The organism is Halopseudomonas pelagia, from assembly GCF_009497895.1.
GTDB classification, from domain to species: Bacteria; Pseudomonadota; Gammaproteobacteria; order Pseudomonadales; family Pseudomonadaceae; genus Halopseudomonas; species Halopseudomonas pelagia_A.
The window spans coordinates 4,091,309-4,110,422 of record NZ_CP033116.1; the positions used below are offsets into that span (position 1 = coordinate 4,091,309).

The following is a 19,114-nucleotide window of genomic DNA, read 5'->3' on the forward strand; positions in this document are numbered from 1 at the left end:
ACAACATACGAATACAGGCCGAAAAATGCGCGCTTGAGCCATGCCAAAGGTAAGCGCAGCAAAGCCGAACTGTTACAACCCAGTGCCCCATAACGAAAAAGCCCGCTGGTTAAGCGGGCTATTTCATACGGCTGAAACCACTTAGAGCTTCGGACCCGCTGCGACTATGTCGTCTGCAACTTCAAACTTCTTGAAGTTCTCAACAAACAAGGTTGCCAAGGCAGTAGCTGCTGCGTCGTATTCTGCACCGTCTGCCCAGGTGTTGCGTGGGTTCAGCAGCGCGGTGTCAACACCTGGCACTGATTTTGGCACATCCAGATTGATCACTGGCAAATGCTCGGTTTCGGTGCCAATCAGAGCGCCGGACTGAATGGCTGCAATAATGCCACGCGTGGTCGGTATGCTGAACCGATTACCCTTGCCGTACGGGCCGCCAGTCCAACCGGTATTGACCAGGTAGACCTTGCTCCCGAACGCGTTGATACGCTTGATCAGCAGCTCGGCATACTCGCCTGCCGGACGCGGGAAGAACGGCGCACCGAAACAGGTGGAGAAAGTCGACTTGATGCCACCACCCGAGCCCATCTCGGTGGAGCCCACCAGCGCGGTATAACCAGACAGAAAGTGATAGGCGGCCTGTTCGTTGTTCAGAATCGACACGGGCGGCAACACGCCAGTCAGGTCACAGGTCAGGAAGATGATCGCATTCGGCTCGCCGGCACGGTTGGCTTCAACACGCTTCTCGACGTGCTCCAACGGGTAGGCAACGCGGGTGTTCTGCGTCAGGCTGACGTCGGCGTAATCGGCTACACGGCTCTGCTGATCGATAACCACGTTCTCTATGATCGAACCGAACTTGATGGCATTCCAGATTACCGGCTCGTTCTTCTGCGACAGATCAATACACTTGGCGTAACAGCCGCCTTCAATATTGAACACTGAACCGGTGGCCCAACCGTGCTCGTCATCACCGATCAGGTTACGCGCCGGATCGGCGGACAGTGTGGTCTTGCCGGTGCCGGAAAGGCCAAAAAACAGGGTGGTGTCGCCTTCGTCGCCAACGTTGGCGGCGCAATGCATCGGCAGCACATCTTTGGCAGGCAGCAGGAAGTTCTGTACCGAGAACATGGCTTTCTTCATCTCGCCGGCGTACTGCATACCGGCGAGCAGCACTTTGCGCTCGGCGAAATTGATGATCACACAGCCATCGCTGTTGGTGCCATCACGCTCTGGCTCACAAACGAAGTGCGGCGCATTGATGATGTGCCAACGATCCTTGGCAGCCGGATTGAACTGCTCGGGATTGATGAACAGGGTACGCCCGAACAGGTTGTGCCAGGCGGTTTCCGTCGCCATGACCACGGGCAAATAATGCTCGGGGTCAGCACCTACGTGCACATGGGAGACGAAGCTGGTGCGCTCGGCCAGGTAGGTAGCGACGCGCTTCCACAGGGCATCGAACTTGTCCGCCGGGAAGGGTCGGTTGATCGGCCCCCAGGCGATGGAAGCCTGCGTGGAAGGCTCTTCCACAATGAAGCGGTCCATTGGCGAGCGACCGGTACGCTCACCAGTTTTGACTACCAGAGCGCCGTTATCAGCCAACTGGCCTTCATTCCCTTGAATCGCCAACTCGATGAGATGAGCGATGCTCAGATCGGTGTGAACAGTGTGGATACTTTGCGTCATCGAAACTCATCCTCTTCGGCTGTGACCGAAATCTTCATAAGACCGGTCATTCGGTCTCAGCTCTGTAATTACGCTTGAAAGTACGCTGGCTCAGCGCTCAGGCGCGCCATTATGCCAAAAAAAGCTTTAGCGTGCTAAGTCTGTTGCGCCAACGGTCTGCATGAAACTGATAGTTATCGGCTATCTGGATGGAGCACCCGTATCGCAGGTGCTCCGTCGCGTTCAATGCAGGCTGCGGGCATGCTTTTGAGCGGCACTGAACAGATCAATCAGTTCCGCCTCGGCGAAGCGATAACGGGCATTGCAGAACTGACAGTCGACTTCTATTTCGCCGCCCTGTTCCGCCAGCAGCGCCAACGCATCCTCGCGCCCCAGACTGACCAGCGCATTGCCCGATCGTTCAGCCGAACAGCTACATTCGAAGCGCACTGTAGCCGGGTCGAACAGGCGCAGGTCCTCCTGATGGAACAACCGGTGCAGCAGGGTCTGGTTGTCCAGTGAAAGCAACTCTTCCGCAGTCAGGGTATTGGCCAGAATGCTCAGGTGTTCCCAGGTCGCATCGCGGTCTTCAGGGTCGATCTGGCGGTCAGCCGGCAATGCCTGCAGCAGGAAACCACGAGCAGTGCGACCGTCGGCCTGCAATCTGAAGCGCGTCGGCAACTGTTCGGAGTTATCAAAATAAGCGCTCAGCGCATCCGCCAGCGAATGTCCTTCCAGCGGAACGATACCCTGATAGCGCTGACCTTCCTGTGGATCAATGGTGATGGTCAGTATGCCGTCGGGCATCAACTCGGGCAGCGAGTCGCCCTGAATATCTTCACTATAGCGCGCAATACCACGCAGGGCCTGATCGCTGGAGCATTCCACCATCAAGGTCGACAGCGGGCCGGAGGAGCGCGCCTGAAGTATCAACAGCCCGTCGAACTTGATCGTGGTCGACAACAGCACAGTTGCGGCCAGCATCTCGCCGAGCAACGCCTTTACCGATTCCGGATAGTCATGTTTGGCCAACACTTCCCGGTAGCTCTGATCCAGTGAAACCAGTTCGCCGCGCACATCGGCGTGTTCGAACATGAAACGTTGGGTAGTATCCTGAAACGACATGAGTAGGCCCCGGCAAAAAGTCGATTATACCTCTGAGCCGCCGCTCGGGGTATCGTGCAGGTTACGGAAGCGGTGAATCTGCCGGCGCTGCTTTTTCGTCGGCCGCTGCTCACTGATCAACATACCTGGCCCCATGGCCTTGCGCTTGAGTGCGGCATCTTCACGCAGGCGCAGACTTTCCTCTGTTTCTTCATATAACAGTTGCGCTTCGGTCGCGCTGCGGCGCTGGCCGGACAATACCTTGACCACCACGGTACGCAGATCAAAACCCTGACGAACCTGAAAAGCATCCCCTACCCTGGGCTCCTTGCCGGGCTTGCAGCGCTCACCCCGATGCTGCACCTTGCCCCCTTCTATTGCGGCCTTGGCCTGTGCCCGCGTTTTATAAAAGCGCGCCGCCCAAAGCCATTTATCCAGTCTAACCTTGCACTCTTCTGTCATAGGGTCTGTACTCCTGTGCTGGACCGAGTGTATCAGGCTTGTCGAAGCGCATGACTTGCCCCATGATGCGCGCCATTCGTGCCGCATCAGGAGTTTTTAGCATGAAGACATTTGACCATCTCAATGTGATCGGCCTGCGTGAATGGATTGGCCTGCCCGGTCTGGGCATCAGTCAGATCATGGCCAAGATCGACAGCGGCGCCAAGACGTCGGCGCTGCACGCCAGCGATATCGAAACCTTTGAGCGTGATGATCAGACCTGGGTGCGCTTCAACGCCCATGTTGGCAGCTTGAAGAAGCAGCGCAAGCAATTATGTGAAGCGCCTTTGATTGAATATAAAACGATTAAAAGTTCCAACGGTCATATACAGGAGCGACACGTCATCCGCACGCCACTGGTCCTCGGCGACCGCTGCTGGTGGGTGGATTTCACATTAACCTGTCGCAAGTCCATGCGTTATCGAGTACTGATGGGTTGCACTGCCATGCTGGAAGGTCAGCTGGTAATCGATCCGGGGACGCGCTTTGTGCAGGACAAGCCGCAAACCAATTTATTTACGCCAAAGCCTGAAGGATCAACCCCATGAAGATCGCGATACTGTCGCGCAATCCCAACCTGTACTCCACCCGCCGCCTGGTGGAAGCGGGACGTGAACGCGGCCACGAGGTGCGGGTAATCGACACCCTGCGCGCCTATATGAACATCGCCAGTCACAAGCCTTCGATCCACTACAAGGGCGAAGTGCTGGAAGGCTTTGACGCCATCATTCCACGGATTGGCGCCTCGGTGACTTTCTATGGTGCAGCAGTATTGCGCCAGTTTGAAATGATGGGTGTCTATCCGCTCAACGAGTCGGTGGCCATCACCCGCTCGCGCGACAAGCTGCGCTCGCTGCAACTGCTGTCGCGCAAAGGCGTAGGCCTGCCGGTGACCGGCTTTGCCCACTCTCCGGATGACATCCCCGACCTGATCAACATGGTCAACGGCGCGCCGCTGGTGATCAAGCTGCTGGAAGGCACTCAGGGCATCGGCGTGGTCATGTGTGAAACCGAACAGGCGGCTGAGTCGGTGCTGGAAGCCTTTATGGGGCTGAAGGCCAACATCATGGTGCAGGAATACATCAAGGAAGCCGGCGGCGCCGACATCCGCTGTCTGGTCGTCGGTGACAAGGTCATCGCCGCGATGAAACGTCAGGCCAAGCCCGGTGAGTTTCGCTCCAATCTGCACCGTGGCGGCAGCGCCAGCCTGATCAAGATCACCCCGGAAGAACGCATGACCGCCGTGCGTGCGGCCAAGGTCATGGGCCTGAATCTCGCCGGTGTAGATCTTCTGCGCTCCAACCACGGCCCGGTGGTCATGGAGGTTAACTCCTCCCCTGGGCTGGAAGGCATTGAGTCCACCACTGGGCGCAATATTGCCGGACTGATCATCGAGCATATGGAAAAGAACGTCAGGCCCAATCAGACGCGGACCAAGGGCAAGGGCTAGTAGCCAAGCTGCAAGCTGCAAGCTGCAAGCAATCGACGATGCCGGTCATCCAGGCCGGCGCAAGGTCAATTCGATTTTTTGCTTGAGGCTTGCAGCTGCGTGCTTAGCACGCGGTAATCCTCTACCGCGTCAAATTCCTCGGTATCGCGCAGCTCCCCTCTGCTGTCAGGTTGCCTCACGGCCAGCAACTGGGCCACCCCGTAATCCCGCGCCGCACGCAAAATATTCAGACTGTCATCAATAAACAGCGTGCGTGCTGGATCAAACGGCACTTCTGCCTGCAGCGCCTGCCAGAACGCCTGCGCCTCCTTGGGAAAGCCAAAATCATGGGAGCTGATCAATCGCTGAAAATAGGTTTTCAGTTCGATGCGCTCCATTTTCAACGACAGCGAACCACGGTGCGCATTGGTAATCAGAATCACCTGCCGACCGCTGTTCTGCAGAGCTTGGAGAAAGCCTTCCGCATCCGGACGCAGACTGATCAAATGCGCGATCTCGCGCTTGAGCTCGACGATGGGCAGGCCCAGCTCGCGAGTCCAGAAATCCAGGCAGTACCAATCCAGCTGTCCCTGTTTGGCCTGCATCAACGGATAGATCTCTGCCTTGGCCCATTCCAGGGACTGGCCATGATGGTCCGCGTAGCGCTGCGGCAGATAGTGCACCCAGAAATGATTGTCGAAGTGCAGATCAAGTAGAGTCCCGTCCATATCCAGCAGCACGGTATCGATGGTGTTCCAGTTCAGCATGCGAAAAGAAGCCTTGTGGTAAATCAGGGTGAGCAAAGTGCGCCGTGTGGGCTTTGCTCGCGTGTGCCGCTATGATACCCAAGCTATTTGCTGTTAACCACGGAGCCCCCATGCCACAGAAGCCCGAAACCCTGGAAGCACGCATCGTTGCGAAAAGCCGATTATTTACGGTAGAGCAAGTGCAGTTGCGCTTCAGCAATGGTGTCGAGCGCACCTATGAACGCCTGGTCAACAAGGGCCAGGGCTACGGGGCAGTGATGATTGTCGCGATGAAAGACGAGCGCACGGTACTCTTGATCGAAGAATACTGTGGCGGCATGGACAACTATCAGCTATCGATTCCCAAGGGCCTGGTCGAGCCGGGCGAAGACGTGCTGGATGCCGCCAACCGCGAACTGATGGAAGAAGCCGGCTTCGGCGCCGAACGCCTGGAGTTCATCACTCATCTGTCACTGTCCCCCGGCTATATGAGCCAATCCATCGCCGTGGTGCTGGCACGCGATCTGTACGAGAAACGTTTGCCCGGCGATGAGCCCGAGCCGATCCGCGTCGACAGCGTCGATCTGTACGCGCTCAGCGATCTGATTGCCCGCGACAACTTTACCGAGGGCCGGGCCCTGGCCGCGCTGTATCTGGTGCGCGATCTGCTCGAACAGCGAGGCGAGCTGCACCGATGAGCGAGCTGCCGTTCGATCTTGATAGCCTGCTTGAGCTGACCAGCCGCGCCGGAGCGGAGACGCTCAAATGGTGGCGCAGCGATCTGGAGGTGACCGACAAGGCTGACGCCTCGCCCGTCACCGCAGCGGATATTGCCGCCCACCAGTTGATCGCCCGCGGGCTACAGCAGCTGACGCCGGATATTCCCGTGCTATCGGAAGAGGATGCCGAAACGCCTTTTACCATCCGCCAGCATTGGCAGCGGTTCTGGCTGGTAGATCCACTCGACGGCACCAAGGAGTTTATCGCCGGCACCGATGAATTTACCGTCAACATTGCTCTGATCGAGCAGGGCCAGGTGCGTTTTGGTGTGGTCGGCGTGCCCGCCCGCGACAGCCTTTACTGGGGCGGCAAGGGAATGGGTGCCTGGCGCCGCCTGGGCCAACAAGCAGCCCAGCCAATCCAGTGTCGCCGTCAGGGTAGCCCAATGGTCGTTGTCGCCAGCCGCAGGCATACCAGCCCTGAGCAAGAGGCGCTACTTGCCCGCCTGGCTAGCCACGGCGATATTCAGAGGGTCAATATCGGCAGCTCGCTGAAGTTCTGCCTGATTGCCGAAGGTAATGCGGATCTGTATCCGCGCTACGCACCGACCAGCCAGTGGGATACCGGCGCAGCGCAGGCAGTGCTCGAAGGAGCCGGTGGACAAGTGCTGGGCCTGGATGGCCGGCGGTTTGACTACCCGCAGCGCAGCACCTGGTTGAACCCGCACTTTATTGCCCTTGGCCAGATAGACTCCAGGCTGCTCGCAAGCCTGCAATTGGGCGCCTGAAAAGCCAACGGCGCGAGACACACGCGGCAATAGTGCGGCCATTCACTGGCTGGACAGCGCTCTATCGAGCAGCGCATCATGGACTTCACTATTCCCACCAGGAGCACGCGATGTTTCAACGCCGCATCCCCGAACACAAACTGCGCCTGCCCAACGCCGACGAAGCCTTGCCTGGGCGCAGCAGCGCGATCTCCACCAGCCACACTCATTGCGTGCTGGGTACGCCGCTTCAACCACCCTACCCTGCAGGTATGCAGCAGATCGTACTCGGCATGGGCTGTTTCTGGGGTGTCGAGCGGCTGTTCTGGAAAATTCCTGGCGTGTATACCACGGCGGTAGGCTACACCGGCGGGCTGACACCTAACCCGACCTATGAAGAAGTCTGCTCGGGCATGACCGGACACAACGAAGTGGTTCTGGTGGTATTCGATCCTGAACAGGTTAGCCTGGATACCTTGTTGAAAGCCTTCTGGGAGTCCCATGATCCGACTCAAGGCATGCGTCAGGGCAACGACTTGGGTACGCAATATCGCTCCGGCATTTATGTATCCGATCCCGCCCAGCAGATGGCGGCCGAAGTCAGCAAGGCACGCTTCGCCGATCTGCTGTTACAGGCCGGGAAGGAGCCAGTGACAACTGAAATCAGACAGGCGCCGACCTTTTACTACGCTGAGGAATACCACCAGCAGTACCTGCACAAGAATCCCGGTGGATACTGCAATCTGGCCGGCACCGGTATCTGCCTGCCGCCGAGCTAAGGTGGCAACAATCAACCACAGCTAGCGGCGCCGACTGAGCGCTTGCAGGCATTGGCCGGTCATATCCGCGAGACGCTTGAACGCGGTGAACTGACTGTCCGACAGAGCTCGGCCGGACAGACGCATATCCGCATAAAGCACCCCTATTTGCCGCTGCCCGGCCACTACCGGAGCAATAAAGAACGGCCCAGCGCCTAGCCAACTGGTCATGTCTGGCGTCACCATATCCTGGAGATTGGCCGCCGCAGGCGTGCCCATCCAGAGCGGTTGCTGCTGATGTAATGCGTAGCTGAAAATATGCTGCTGCTCGCCGCAGGCCAGGCTGAAATCCTGTAACCAGCTCTGGGTCCCTTTGCCGGCCACTTTGCGCGCGCGAAAGCGCGCCTGATTATCCGCCAGCACGCAGAGCATCACGCGCTCCAACCCGGCCCCTAGATGCAACCCGTTGATCACCGCGGTCAGCGTATTGTCGATATTGATCGGGCTGCTGACCATCAGCTTCATATTCTGCAAGGACAGCTTGAGCATCTCCAGATTCGGTTGCAGCAGCGGCTCCTGAACCATTGATCGAGCAGCCTGCGCTGGAACGGCATCCATCAGCAAGAGCTCAGACAAATCCAGAGGCAAATCATCGGTACTCGGGATCCAGGCCTGCAGATCGGCGTTCGAGCACGTACCCGCTACCCGAACCGCCTCGTCCGCACTGGCGAGAATTTGCTGCATGGATTCTTCCGGCGTCATGCCGGTGAGCTCTGCGACGGGCGCGATCAACGCCTGCATTTCGTGTCCTGCCCAACCATGTTGAGCTGCATCGGCAATCGCTGCGCCCAGGCTGACCGCCCGCGCAGCCGGGCCGGATGAGCCATGACTGGCCTGCACCAACTGGCCTATTTCTCCCAGATTCCAGGTTTTCAACAGACCCAGGGTCAACTGATCGAAGCCGGTCCCCAGAATACGCCGCGCCGCCTTGTCCTGATCCACACCGGGAACTGCCAGCGCGTCAGCCAACTCATCTGCCTGTTCGCCACCCTGGCTCCAGAATGCCATTTCGCCCAGATCGCGCAGTAACGCCGCAATAAAAACCTCTTCCTTTTCCGGCAAGGCGTTGTAGTCCGCCAGATTGCGCGCCTGCATAGCTGCGTGAAAGGACCGCGCCAACAATGACTGCAGCTGATGGCGGGGAGAATCCTTGAGCAGACCATCCAGCAGGCTGACCGACAGGCCGATCATCCGTACCTGATCAAAGCCGATGACCACCACCGCGCGGGAAATGGTCTTGATCACTTCGCGGCCGGGATTACAGTAGACACTATTGCTGACACGCAGCACCTTGGAGGTCAAGGCCGCGTCGCGCAGCAGCACCTCTGCCAGCTGTCTGACCGAGGCGGTTTGCGATTGCGACAGGCGTAGCAGGTCATGTACAACCACGGCCATCGCCGGCAGCTCAGCTTTATTCAGTTGAGCAACCCATTGCCGCAACCCATGCGTCTGTTCTTTCATGCCGGCATCCGTAAGCTAAATGTAACAAATGATATCAATATAACATCTACCCCAACCCGCTGCGATGGGCCAAGGTCGATAAGCAACTGTACCGTTACCCCAGTGCGCGCAACGGGTAGACTGCGTCTTCCATTTAATACGCCATGTCGCTGACGGACCGCTTGCTTATATGCTGACTATGACTCATTCCCGCGCCCTCGCCAGCATGCATGTCGCGGCACTCATGTTCGGGTTGACGGGTATTTTCGGCAAACTGGCGCAAGCGGGGCCACTAGCCATCGTGCTGGGTCGAGCGTTTTTTGCGGTACTGGCTCTGCTGGTGTTTGCGCGGGTATTTTCACGCCCCATATTATTGGGCGTGACTCGGGTTCGCTTGTTGCAACTGGCCGGCTGCGGCTTGCTGCTCGGCATCCACTGGCTGACGTTTTTCCATGCGGTGAAAATCGCCGGCGTAGGGATCGCCACCCTGGGATTCGCCAGCTTTCCGGCATTCGTAGTCCTTTTGGAAATGCTGCTATGGAAAGAACGGCCCAGTCGCATGGATATGCTCAAGATGAGCCTGGTGTGCGCTGGCCTGGTACTCGTTGCACCAACTTTCGACCTGAATAACAGCGCCACTACTGGTTTGTTATGGGCCGTATTGTCCGGCTTCTGCTTCGCAGCCGTATCGGTGGGCAACCGCTACACCAGCGGCGATTTGCACGCGGTACAAATCGCTTGCTGGCAGAATATTGTGATTCTGGTGTGTCTGTTGCCTTTCAGCGTCGGAGCCGTGGCCGACATGGCACCACTGGACTGGGTGTGGATCGCGCTGCTCGGGTTGTTCTGTACCGGTCTCGCCCACGGCCTGTTTGTCGCTAGCCTGAGCGTATTGAAAGCCCGTGTCGCGTCCCTGTTTTTTGCATTGGAGCCGGTCTACGGAATTCTGTTTGCCTGGTATCTGTTTGCCGAGCAGCCTACCTTGCGCATGCTGCTCGGTGGAGCGCTGATCGTCTCGGCGCTGGCGTTGGTCCAGCGCAGCCCCAAACCTGCATAAGCTGGCCGCCAGACCCCGGCTACTGTACCGGTCTGATCAGGCGCGGGTTTCGATCAAGCGTACCCAGTTGGTCATGACCCCCAGTTGCGCGGCTGCCAACTTCAAGCATACCAACAGGGGTACAGCGAGCAGTACGCCTACGACGCCCCACATCCAGCCCCAGATGATCAGCCACACCATGATCACCAGCGGGTTAAGCCGCATATTGCGGCCCAACACCAGCGGTGTCACAAACTGCGCCTCCAGCATATTGATGCCGAAATAGACCAGGGCAGGCACCATCGCAAAGGCGACGGTACCGTATTGCACCACGCCGGCCAGACACAGGATCACAGTGCCAATCAAAGGCCCTATGTAAGGCGCAAAATTGAGCATGCCGACCAGCACGCCCCAGAGCAAGGCATCCTCCACCCCCAGCAACCACAACGCCGCGGCCGTGGTTAGGCCCAGACAAGTATTGATGATACTGACGGTCAGGATATAGCGCGACAGCTCGACCTGAATGGTCCTGACCAGCAGGATACTGCGTCTTTTGTCATGCACCTGCGGGAAGATATTCACGAAAGCGGCAAACAGACGCGGGCCGAACACCAGCAGAAAAAGAATTAGAATAATCGAGGTCATCAGTTGTGCGATCATCACCGGCGCCGCACTTAAAGCGGAAACCATCGCCTCGAGACTACCCTGTTTGATTCTGTCGCTGACCGCATTATCGTCGTCCTTGGCGCTCTGCACGGGGCGACTAGGGGCCTCCTGATCTTCCTCTTCGTCATCCCTGAACCAGCCGAAGAATCTAAACTTCCGGGGCTCTGCTTTAGGCTGTGGTTGAGGCACAGTGATTCGCTCGGAGTCCAGTTCATCCGTCAGGCTGCTGACCTGCTGAGTGAGCTTCTCCGACAACTCGGGAATCGCTTTCGCCCAGCGCTGGGCAGGCTCAGCCAACTGCGAGACCACGACTCCGAAAGGGCCGCCTATCAGGCAAAGGATCAATATCGCAGACATGCTTCGCGGTATGTAGAGCCGCTTTAGAACGCTGACCAGGGGACTGAGCAGCAAGGCAAAAAGGAGCCCGACCACGATGGGCATAAGAAGGGATTTGGCAAAGTAAAGTGTATACAGCAAGGCTAATGCCAGCAGCCACTGCATAACCCGCAGAAATCTCGGCGTCTTATGCACCGGGGATGCTACGCCCGGCAGTTCAGTATTCTCGGGCGCAGTAATATCCGTTGTCATTTTTTTATCTGTCACTCAACTGAGTCGCCCACCGCGCTCCCCGCGCCTGTACCGCCAGAAATCAACGGCCAGAGCCGTAAACCGGCCAGAGCCATCGAACCCAGCTTTGAAACCACATTATCCATGGAGCCAGCTCTTTGCACCAGCGCGCCCGCAAAAGCGCCGCCAGCAATCAGCCAATAGGATGGGACTCCACGCAACTGCTCCATTCGGCGATGCCCAACGCTTTCCATGGCTAGCCGATGAATGCCAAGTTCGGCATCAAGCTTCTGGATTTCAAGCACTTGTAGTTTGCGTGCCATCTGTCCTCTCCTTTAACTGACCAGCTTCCGTTTTGCTTGAGCTTGCACTGTTCACTAACGCCCGGAAATTTCGCTTGGTAGCAGGCAGACTCAAGCTGCGCTTGAACGTTTTAGCTGCTTTTACCAATAGCAAAATCACCAACACCTGAATGCCAAGAAACACCAGCAAAGCCAATGTCACCGATTCCAGTTGTTGGAATGCCAACCAAGACAACAAGACAGACAAACCCAGCCAAGCGATGGATCCGAGCGACAGCAACGCCAAGCCCACGGCAATCAGACGACCCAGGTCGCCGCTTGCCAGCTTCAACTCCGCACTGAGCAATTTACCAAAGGTACCGGCAGTTGAACCCGCCTGTTTACCCAATTCCATCCACTCGTGCAAAGCGTCTTGGCCAGCAGCGCCGGTAGCCTGCTCCGGCTGGCCCTGAGGCCGGCCGGAGTCGGTTTGTTCAACCATGCCGATTACTTCCGAGACATCAACTGGGAGAACAGAAAGCCTGCAGCGAACGCGATACCGATGGTAGCAAGCGGCTTCTCATGCATGAAGCGCGAAGCGTCATTACCCAATTCTTCAGCTTTGCCTTTACCTTTGAGCAGCTGTTCCACGGCGTCATTTTTCAGATCAACACCGGCCGTTTCAGCGGCATGCTTGAAGTGATTCTTGGCTTCGATCAACTTGCTGTACGCAGACAGTACGGCTTCTTTACCAGTATCAATTTCCTGCTGCTGTACCTGATTATCGTTAGCTGTGGTCATGTGTTTCTCCTTCCTGTGATTGTAAATGTCCGTTATCCCTGACTAACCAGAGTGAGTGGTTCGTGCCCAAAGGTCCAGATAAAAGCCGACTACACTGAACTCAAAGTCGATTTTACGACCCCATGGAGGGATATGACCGAGTATTCGCATACCCGAAACGTCCCCCGACACTTTGCACCCTGAGGTTAAACAACTCATCCTGATATCAAGGCGGTACATAGTTAGCAGACAGCGGCGAAGCGACATAAGTTCGACTTCTGACCGAATCCAACCAAATACACCTGGGAGACAGAGCCAATGGCTACGCAACACACCGAGTTCGACATCATCGTTTACGGCGCCTCCGGCTTTACCGGCCGACTAGTCGCCGAGTACCTGAGCCAGGAATATGCTGGAGATAAAAACCTGCGCTGGGCCATGGCCGGGCGTAGCGCCGAAAAGCTCGCCGCAGTGCGCGACGAAATTGGCGCCCCTGCAGACATTCCGCTGGTAGTCGCCGATACGCAGGACCCGGCGAGCATTGCCGCCATGGTCAAACGCACCCGAGTGGTGCTGACCACCGTGGGACCGTACCAACTGTATGGCGCAGAACTGGTTGCCGCCTGTGCGGCCAATGGTACCGACTACGTTGACCTGTGCGGCGAGCCGGCCTGGATGCGGCAGATGATCGACGCGCACGCTGCCACCGCGGAAAAGAGCGGCGCGCGCATTGTCTTTTCCTGCGGCTTTGACTCGATTCCCTTTGACCTTGGTGTGTATTTTCTGCAGCAGGAAGCACAAGAGCAGTTGGGCGGCCCGTTGCCGCGAATCAAGGCCCGCGTACGCAAGATGAAGGGCACTTTCTCTGGCGGCACCGCTGCCAGCCTCAAGGCGACCATGGTTGCCGCCAAAAAGAATCCGGAAATTCTGCAGTTGCTCAACAACCATTTCGCCCTGACGCCCGGCTTCACTGGCGCGCCCCAGCCGCCGGCGAGCAAACCAGAATACGACGAAGCGCTGGGTACCTGGGCGGCGCCCTTTATCATGGCGGCGATCAACACCCGCAATGTGCATCGCTCCAATGCACTGCTGGGCCACGCTTACGGCGAAGACTTCGTCTATGACGAAATGCTGCTGACCGGTCCTGGCGACAAGGGCAAAGCCATCGCCGAAGGCGTAGCCGCCGACCGCTCACTGTCCAGCGACAGTGCGCCCAAGCCGGGCGAAGGTCCAAGCAAGGAAGAGCGCGAAAACGGCTTTTACGATGTGCTCTTTATCGGCGAAAAAGACGGCAAGACGCTGATGGCCAGCGTGTCCGGCAAGAAGGATCCAGGCTATGGATCCACCTCGCGGATGATTGCCGAAAGCGCAATCTGCCTGGTGCGCGATGCCACCGATACCGCTGGCGGCATCTGGACCACAGCGCCAGCCATGGGCGACAAGTTGATCAAGCGCCTGATTGAGCATGCCGGGCTGACGTTCAAGCTGGAGAGTTGATATTGCAGTAAGCCTTTCGCGGCCAGGCGGCCGCTCCCACCTTGAAATGTGCAAAGGTAGGAGCGGCCGCCTGGCCGCGAAAGCGGGTTGAGTCAGGAGCGGGTCAGGGCTCCCCTACCAACCAATCCATCCGAAACCCGCCCGGCCCGGATTGCGCCAGCACGTCCGCCAACCAGGGCAATACCACTTCCAGCTCCTCCCATAAGGGCCAGGGCGGATTGACCAGCAGCAAGCCTGAGCCATTCAAACCCATAGTGTTATCTGCCGGGCGCACGTTCAGCTCGATGCGCAGCACCTTGGGCAAGTCCGCACCAGCAACTTGCCGGTAGAAGTCGCGCAGCAATCGCTCATCCTTGATCGGATACCAGAGTGCAATAATCGTCTGGCGCATTCGCTGAATGCCGATTTGCATGGCCTTCAGGCAGCGTGCCAGGTCATCGGTTTTTTCGAACGGCGGATCCAGCAGCCACAGCGCCCGTTTTTCTGCAACCGGCAAAAAGGCTTTGGCCAGCTCATAGCCATCGCGCATGTGCACCGCCACTTCCGGCGCGCCAGCAAAGTGCGCGCTCAAGGTAGCGGCATCCTCGGGATGCAGCTCGCTCAAAATCATTCGGTCTTGCAGACGCAGCGCGTCGGCGATCAACTGCGGCGAGCCCGGGTAATGACGCAAGTCGCCATCCGGATTGTGCCTAGCCACGACCTGGCAATAATCCCGCAGCATCTCGGGCAGGTCTTCGCGCTCCCACAACCTGGCAATACCGTCGAGATATTCACCCGTCTTGCCCGCCGCCTCGCCTTGCAGGTCATACATGGCGGTGCCGGCGTGGCTGTCCAGATAGCAGAAAGGCGCCTCCTTGCGTTGCAGCAGATGGGCCATGCGCAGCAGGATGGCATGCTTGAACACATCAGCGTGATTGCCAGCGTGATAGCTGTGGCGATAATTCATGTCAGATTCCGTTAAAAAGTCGGCGGCATTCTATGGGCGGGCCAGCACCAGCTCAAGCTTGCTGACTGGTGGGCGTGACCCGCAGCACTTCTTCAATGGTGGTCAGCCCGGCGGCGACCTTCTGTGCGCCGGACAAGCGCAGACTGTGCATGCCTTCCTTGTAAGCCTGACGGCGCAGCGCATTCAGGTCGATATCGGCCTGTACCAGCGGCTTGACCGTGTCGCTGAGCAACATCAATTCATACACCCCGGCGCGGCCGCGATAACCCGTGTCCCGGCATTCCGGGCAACCAACCGGGCGGTGTGCCTGGGTCGGCAACGGCGCATTCCAGGGCTTGGTCAGCTCACGCCAGGCGTCTTCATCCACAGCCGCCGGCTCCTTGCAATGCGAGCAAAGCGTGCGCACTAGTCGCTGCGCCATTACCCCGAGCACGGTGGCCTTGATCAGATAAGCTGGCACACCCAGCTCAATCAGGCGGCTGACCGAACTGGGTGCATCGTTGGTGTGCAGCGTGGAGAGCACCAGGTGGCCGGTGAGCGCAGCCTGAATCGCCATCTCGGCGGTTTCCAGATCGCGGATCTCACCGACCATGATGATGTCCGGGTCCTGACGCATCAGGGCGCGCACACCACCGGCAAAATCCAGGTCAATATTGTGCTGCACCTGCATCTGGTTGAAGCTGTCCTCGACCATCTCGATCGGGTCTTCAATGGTGCAGACGTTGACCTCGGGCGTCGCCAGTTGCTTGAGCGTGGTGTACAGCGTGGTCGTTTTGCCCGAGCCGGTCGGCCCGGTCACCAGCACAATGCCGTTGGGTTGGTGAACCATGGACTGCCAGCGGCGCTGATCTTCAGCGGAAAAACCCAGCTGATCAAAAGTGCGCAGCAGCACATCCGGATCGAAAATCCGCATGACCATCTTTTCGCCAAAGGCCGTCGGCAAGGTCGACAGCCGCAGCTCGATCTCGTTGCCCTGCGGTGACTTGGTCTTGATCCGCCCGTCCTGCGGCTTGCGTTTTTCCGCCACGTTCATGCGGCCGAGGGTCTTCAGCCGGCTGACCACGGCAATGGCCACCTGCAGCGGAAATTGATACACCGTATGCAGCACGCCATCGATACGAAAGCGCACGCTGCCGGACTCGCGGCGCGGCTCGATATGAATATCACTGGCGCGCTGCTCGAAGGCGTACTGAAATAGCCAGTCAACGATGTTGACCACGTGCGCGTCGTTGGCATCCGGCTCCTGGCCCATGCTGCCCAGGTTGAGTAATTGCTCGAAGTTGCCAATCGCGCTGTTTTTCTGGTCACTGGAATTGGCGCCGGTGACTGACCGGGCCAGACGATAAAATTCCACCGAATAGCGTTGGATGTCGGCCGGGTTGGCAACTACACGTTTGATCTCGCGCTTGAGCACGTGCACCAGGTTGGCTTCCCAACTGCTGACAAACGGCTGGGCGCTGGCGATGATGACCTCACGCTCGCTCAGTTCGACGGCCAGAATCCGATGGCGCTGGGCGAAGGCAAAGGACATCAGCGGCGTCACTGCGGCGACATTGATCTTCAACGGATCAATACGATAAAACGGCTGATCGGCTTCAACTGCCAACCAGCGGCTGAGAATATCCAGATCGAGCTTTTTGCCTGGACGGCTGAGATCATCGGGCGCCTGCCCAGCGATAAATTCCAGCGGATGCAATTTGGCCGTCTCGCCGGTCGCAGACCCGCGTAACATGCTCAACTGCTCGGCTGTCTCCTGAGTCAACCGGCCCTGCTCTACCAGCACATTCAGCAGGTCGGCCAAATCCAGTAGTCGGTCACTCCCCGGTATCGCCAGGTCAGCCAGCTTTCTCATCCCATCCCCCGTTCAATCCATGACTGCGCTCAGATTAGCCTGATCAGCCGTTCAATTCACGCCAGGCATTGAGTTTACGCAGCCGCTGCCCCTGCTTGCGCAGGGCATCCATCAGCAAGGGGCGTTGTTCCTCTTCCACCATTGGGTATTGTTCGAGCAGTGCCTGCAGCTTGTTCAACTCGCCAAACAGACGGTCTGGCTCCGGCACCTGCAGAAAACCGCGAAAGCCGGAGAGCAAATAGTACAAACGCGCCAGCCGCGGCTGCTGATCCATCCAGATACTGACCGCCGAATCCGGGTCATTGGTGTGCGGTACCTTGAGCTCCTGGATTTCCTTCGCCACTGCAGCCAGCAACCAGCGCGACAGAGTCAGGTCGCCGATGCGCTGGCCCTTGGGGGGACGATTCAGTGTCCAGCCCCGACGCTGGAGCCATAGGGCCAAACCAACAAACAGTTTGCCCCATGCAGGATCGTTGACGGCGTCGGCAAAGACCTCGCATGCATCCGCTCTCGCCTTGTGACCCGTCTCATCATCTGCCCAACCAGCCAGTACCAGCGGTTTGAACTGAGCCAGCAACTGGTCCAATGGCTGGACAAAATCCTGAACAGAGGAGCGCGGCAATGCCAGGTCGAACACCCCGAAAGAAGCGCGAAGCGCGGTCAGGGTTAGCGTCATCTCGCGAAACAGCCGCCATTGCCCGGCATGCCGATACTGTTCCGCCAGCCGCTGACTATGCCCCAGCAGTTGGGTACCGGCACCGACTATCACTTCATCGACTTTCGTTTCCGCGTGCCACTCCACAGCGCTGGGCCGCAGGTCGTAACTGCGTGCATCGAACAGCCGGTAACCGCGCTCGGCCTTGCTGATGTCGCAGGGCATCAACGGCAGTTCGGCGCTCAATTCCAGCGCCAATTCCAGCAGCGCCGCCGCAGGACCTTGGCGAATTTCCAGTTCTAGTTCACAAATGTCTTCTTCGTTCTCGCCAGCAATGACTCGCCCTTGGTCCAGCGCCGCTTCCACTTCTACCGCTTCGCCGTCTCGCTCCCACTGCAGCAGCACCTTGGTGCGTTGGAAGTCGGTAGTGAACACCGGTTGTAGCTGGCTCTTGTCCAGGCTGGCCAGGGCCTCTGGCCAGCAGGTATCGTCCAGCAGCGCCATGTCCAGCTCATCCTGCTGCAGGTGCCAGTCCCATTCGTTACGCTCGGAAAGCCCAGCTACACTTTGGCCACGGCTTTTCAACGTCTGGATAAATTGCTCGCCGTCGCGCCGCAAGCGCAATGCCACCTTGGCCGCAGCGAGATCGCGGGCGGGCGTATCGTAATATTGGTTGTACAGAGTGCCCTGGGTCCACTCGCCCTGCTGGCGTGCCTTGATCAAGGGGTGCTGCTGCACGGCCGCCAATGTCTCGGGTGTGGCGCGCAACTTGATTTCGGTTTCTTTGACCATGACTGACTCTCGCAATAAACAGGTCGGCTCGCTGGCCGCCCCTGAGGGAAAATGACTAATTTGTGACCGTCTTATGTCGTTTTAATGACGACCGGGACTTCAGCACCTATAATTCGCGGCTCGAACCCGCATCGGAGGCCCCATGCCCAGTAATCCGTTTCTCAATCTGTTTGGTCGCTCGCCCATAGGGCCCATGCAGCAGCATATTGGCAAGGCCCACGAATGTGCGGCGCAACTGGTGCCCTTTATTGACGCCGTGATCGCCAACGACTGGGTTGAGGCGGAACGCCTGCAGTTGCATATATCGCAGCTGGAACGTGATGCCGACAAACTGAAAAAGGATGTGCGCATTCACTTGCCCAAGAGCCTGTTTCTGCCGGTTCCCCGCTCGGACCTGCTGGAGCTGCTGAGTGTACAGGACAAAGTAGCCAACCGCGCCAAGGATATAGCCGGGCTGATGCTTGGCCGTCAGATGGCCATTCCCGAGCCGATTCAGGACTCTTTCAAGTTCTTCGTACAGCGCTCTGTGGATGCTGCAGCCCAGGCCCTGAAGGCCATGAACGAGCTGGATGAACTGCTGGAAACCGGCTTTTCCGGCCGCGAAGTCACCCTGGTGGAAACGCTGATCGAGGAGCTGGACCGGATCGAGCATGACACCGATACCCTGCAGATCAAACTGCGCGCGGACCTGTTCAAACTGGAAAAAGATCTACCCCCGGTCAACGTCATGTTCCTCTATCAGATCATCGAATGGATCGGCGATGTCGCGGACCGTGCCCAACGTGTAGGCAATCGCCTGGAACAACTTATGGCCCGCTAGTGGTCAGCTCTAACCGCTTTAACATGCACCCAA

The 19,114-nt window shown here is 58.1% G+C and carries 20 protein-coding genes; 8 read left to right on the plus strand and 12 right to left on the minus strand.

From position 1 onward, the window contains the following. Window positions 1-141: 141 nt before the first annotated feature. The 3 genes from EAO82_RS18785 to EAO82_RS18795 form a co-directional block, all read right to left on the minus strand. Window positions 142-1,686, minus strand: coding sequence for a phosphoenolpyruvate carboxykinase (locus EAO82_RS18785; RefSeq protein ID WP_096347127.1), 1,545 nt, complete (start codon window positions 1,684-1,686; stop codon window positions 142-144). A gap of 222 nt (window positions 1,687-1,908) precedes the next feature. Then, entirely contained in the window at window positions 1,909-2,790 is an 882-nt protein-coding gene (hslO, locus tag EAO82_RS18790; RefSeq protein ID WP_096347126.1) for an Hsp33 family molecular chaperone HslO, read from the minus strand. Window positions 2,791-2,814: 24 nt separating this feature from the next. Continuing rightward, a complete protein-coding gene (locus tag EAO82_RS18795; protein WP_096347125.1) occupies window positions 2,815-3,231 on the minus strand; it encodes an RNA-binding S4 domain-containing protein in 417 nt (138 codons plus the stop codon). A gap of 101 nt (window positions 3,232-3,332) precedes the next feature. Between EAO82_RS18795 and EAO82_RS18800 the strand changes: the two genes are divergently transcribed. Both EAO82_RS18800 and rimK read left to right on the plus strand, forming a co-directional pair. Beyond that, window positions 3,333-3,818: an ATP-dependent zinc protease gene (locus tag EAO82_RS18800; protein ID WP_096347124.1), complete on the plus strand. Its 486-nt coding sequence runs from the start codon at window positions 3,333-3,335 to the stop codon at window positions 3,816-3,818. Beyond that, window positions 3,815-4,720, plus strand: a complete 906-nt coding sequence (gene rimK / locus EAO82_RS18805; protein ID WP_022961754.1) for a 30S ribosomal protein S6--L-glutamate ligase — start codon at window positions 3,815-3,817, stop codon at window positions 4,718-4,720. The genes EAO82_RS18800 and rimK overlap by 4 nt, the downstream gene beginning before the upstream one ends. A 65-nt stretch (window positions 4,721-4,785) precedes the next feature. Here rimK and yrfG read toward each other — a convergent pair whose 3' ends face one another. Continuing rightward, window positions 4,786-5,466 carry a GMP/IMP nucleotidase gene (yrfG, locus tag EAO82_RS18810; protein WP_096347123.1) on the minus strand — a complete coding sequence of 227 codons (681 nt, stop codon included), beginning with the start codon at window positions 5,464-5,466 and terminating at the stop codon, window positions 4,786-4,788. A 110-nt stretch (window positions 5,467-5,576) separates the two neighbouring features. On the opposite strand from yrfG, the gene nudE reads away from it, so the two are divergent. From nudE to msrA, 3 genes are all read left to right on the plus strand, one after another. Continuing rightward, the gene (nudE, locus tag EAO82_RS18815; RefSeq protein ID WP_096347122.1) at window positions 5,577-6,143 is read left to right on the plus strand and encodes an ADP compounds hydrolase NudE; all 567 of its coding nucleotides are present in this window, start codon (window positions 5,577-5,579) and stop codon (window positions 6,141-6,143) included. Continuing rightward, entirely contained in the window at window positions 6,140-6,952 is an 813-nt protein-coding gene (cysQ, locus tag EAO82_RS18820; protein WP_096347121.1) for a 3'(2'),5'-bisphosphate nucleotidase CysQ, read from the plus strand. The genes nudE and cysQ overlap by 4 nt, the downstream gene beginning before the upstream one ends. A gap of 110 nt (window positions 6,953-7,062) precedes the next feature. Further along, window positions 7,063-7,710 carry a peptide-methionine (S)-S-oxide reductase MsrA gene (gene msrA, locus EAO82_RS18825; RefSeq protein WP_096347120.1) on the plus strand — a complete coding sequence of 216 codons (648 nt, stop codon included), beginning with the start codon at window positions 7,063-7,065 and terminating at the stop codon, window positions 7,708-7,710. 21 nt (window positions 7,711-7,731) lie between these two features. Here msrA and EAO82_RS18830 read toward each other — a convergent pair whose 3' ends face one another. Then, the gene (locus EAO82_RS18830) at window positions 7,732-9,210 is read right to left on the minus strand and encodes an HDOD domain-containing protein (RefSeq protein WP_096347119.1); all 1,479 of its coding nucleotides are present in this window, start codon (window positions 9,208-9,210) and stop codon (window positions 7,732-7,734) included. A gap of 178 nt (window positions 9,211-9,388) precedes the next feature. Between EAO82_RS18830 and EAO82_RS18835 the strand changes: the two genes are divergently transcribed. Next, complete coding sequence (locus EAO82_RS18835) at window positions 9,389-10,246, plus strand: DMT family transporter (protein ID WP_096347157.1); 858 nt, start codon at window positions 9,389-9,391, stop codon at window positions 10,244-10,246. A 36-nt stretch (window positions 10,247-10,282) separates the two neighbouring features. On the opposite strand, the gene EAO82_RS18840 is transcribed toward EAO82_RS18835, so the two are convergent. The 4 genes from EAO82_RS18840 to EAO82_RS18855 are packed head-to-tail and all read right to left on the minus strand — an operon-like array spanning window position 10,283 to window position 12,540. Then, the gene (locus EAO82_RS18840) at window positions 10,283-11,479 is read right to left on the minus strand and encodes an AI-2E family transporter (protein ID WP_218838634.1); all 1,197 of its coding nucleotides are present in this window, start codon (window positions 11,477-11,479) and stop codon (window positions 10,283-10,285) included. An 11-nt stretch (window positions 11,480-11,490) separates the two neighbouring features. Then, window positions 11,491-11,781: a hypothetical protein gene (locus EAO82_RS18845; RefSeq protein ID WP_096347118.1), complete on the minus strand. Its 291-nt coding sequence runs from the start codon at window positions 11,779-11,781 to the stop codon at window positions 11,491-11,493. Further along, a complete protein-coding gene (locus EAO82_RS18850) occupies window positions 11,756-12,241 on the minus strand; it encodes a hypothetical protein (RefSeq protein ID WP_096347117.1) in 486 nt (161 codons plus the stop codon). Before EAO82_RS18850 ends, EAO82_RS18845 begins: the two co-directional genes overlap by 26 nt. Window positions 12,242-12,246: 5 nt before the next feature. Then, window positions 12,247-12,540, minus strand: coding sequence for a DUF883 C-terminal domain-containing protein (locus EAO82_RS18855; protein WP_096347116.1), 294 nt, complete (start codon window positions 12,538-12,540; stop codon window positions 12,247-12,249). Between the two features lie 297 nt (window positions 12,541-12,837). Between EAO82_RS18855 and EAO82_RS18860 the strand changes: the two genes are divergently transcribed. Continuing rightward, window positions 12,838-14,016: a saccharopine dehydrogenase family protein gene (locus EAO82_RS18860; RefSeq protein WP_096347115.1), complete on the plus strand. Its 1,179-nt coding sequence runs from the start codon at window positions 12,838-12,840 to the stop codon at window positions 14,014-14,016. A gap of 103 nt (window positions 14,017-14,119) precedes the next feature. Here EAO82_RS18860 and EAO82_RS18865 read toward each other — a convergent pair whose 3' ends face one another. The 3 genes from EAO82_RS18865 to EAO82_RS18875 are packed head-to-tail and all read right to left on the minus strand — an operon-like array spanning window position 14,120 to window position 18,261. Beyond that, on the minus strand, window positions 14,120-14,962 hold the full coding sequence (locus EAO82_RS18865) for a 23S rRNA (adenine(2030)-N(6))-methyltransferase RlmJ (protein ID WP_096347114.1): 843 nt from the start codon (window positions 14,960-14,962) through the stop codon (window positions 14,120-14,122). A 52-nt stretch (window positions 14,963-15,014) separates the two neighbouring features. Continuing rightward, the gene (locus EAO82_RS18870; RefSeq protein ID WP_096347113.1) at window positions 15,015-16,814 is read right to left on the minus strand and encodes a GspE/PulE family protein; all 1,800 of its coding nucleotides are present in this window, start codon (window positions 16,812-16,814) and stop codon (window positions 15,015-15,017) included. Between the two features lie 43 nt (window positions 16,815-16,857). After that, window positions 16,858-18,261, minus strand: a complete 1,404-nt coding sequence (locus tag EAO82_RS18875) for an inorganic triphosphatase (protein WP_096347112.1) — start codon at window positions 18,259-18,261, stop codon at window positions 16,858-16,860. 142 nt (window positions 18,262-18,403) lie between these two features. Here EAO82_RS18875 and EAO82_RS18880 point away from each other — a divergent pair, with 142 nt between their 5' ends. After that, the gene (locus EAO82_RS18880) at window positions 18,404-19,081 is read left to right on the plus strand and encodes a TIGR00153 family protein (protein WP_096347111.1); all 678 of its coding nucleotides are present in this window, start codon (window positions 18,404-18,406) and stop codon (window positions 19,079-19,081) included. Window positions 19,082-19,114: the final 33 nt, after the last annotated feature.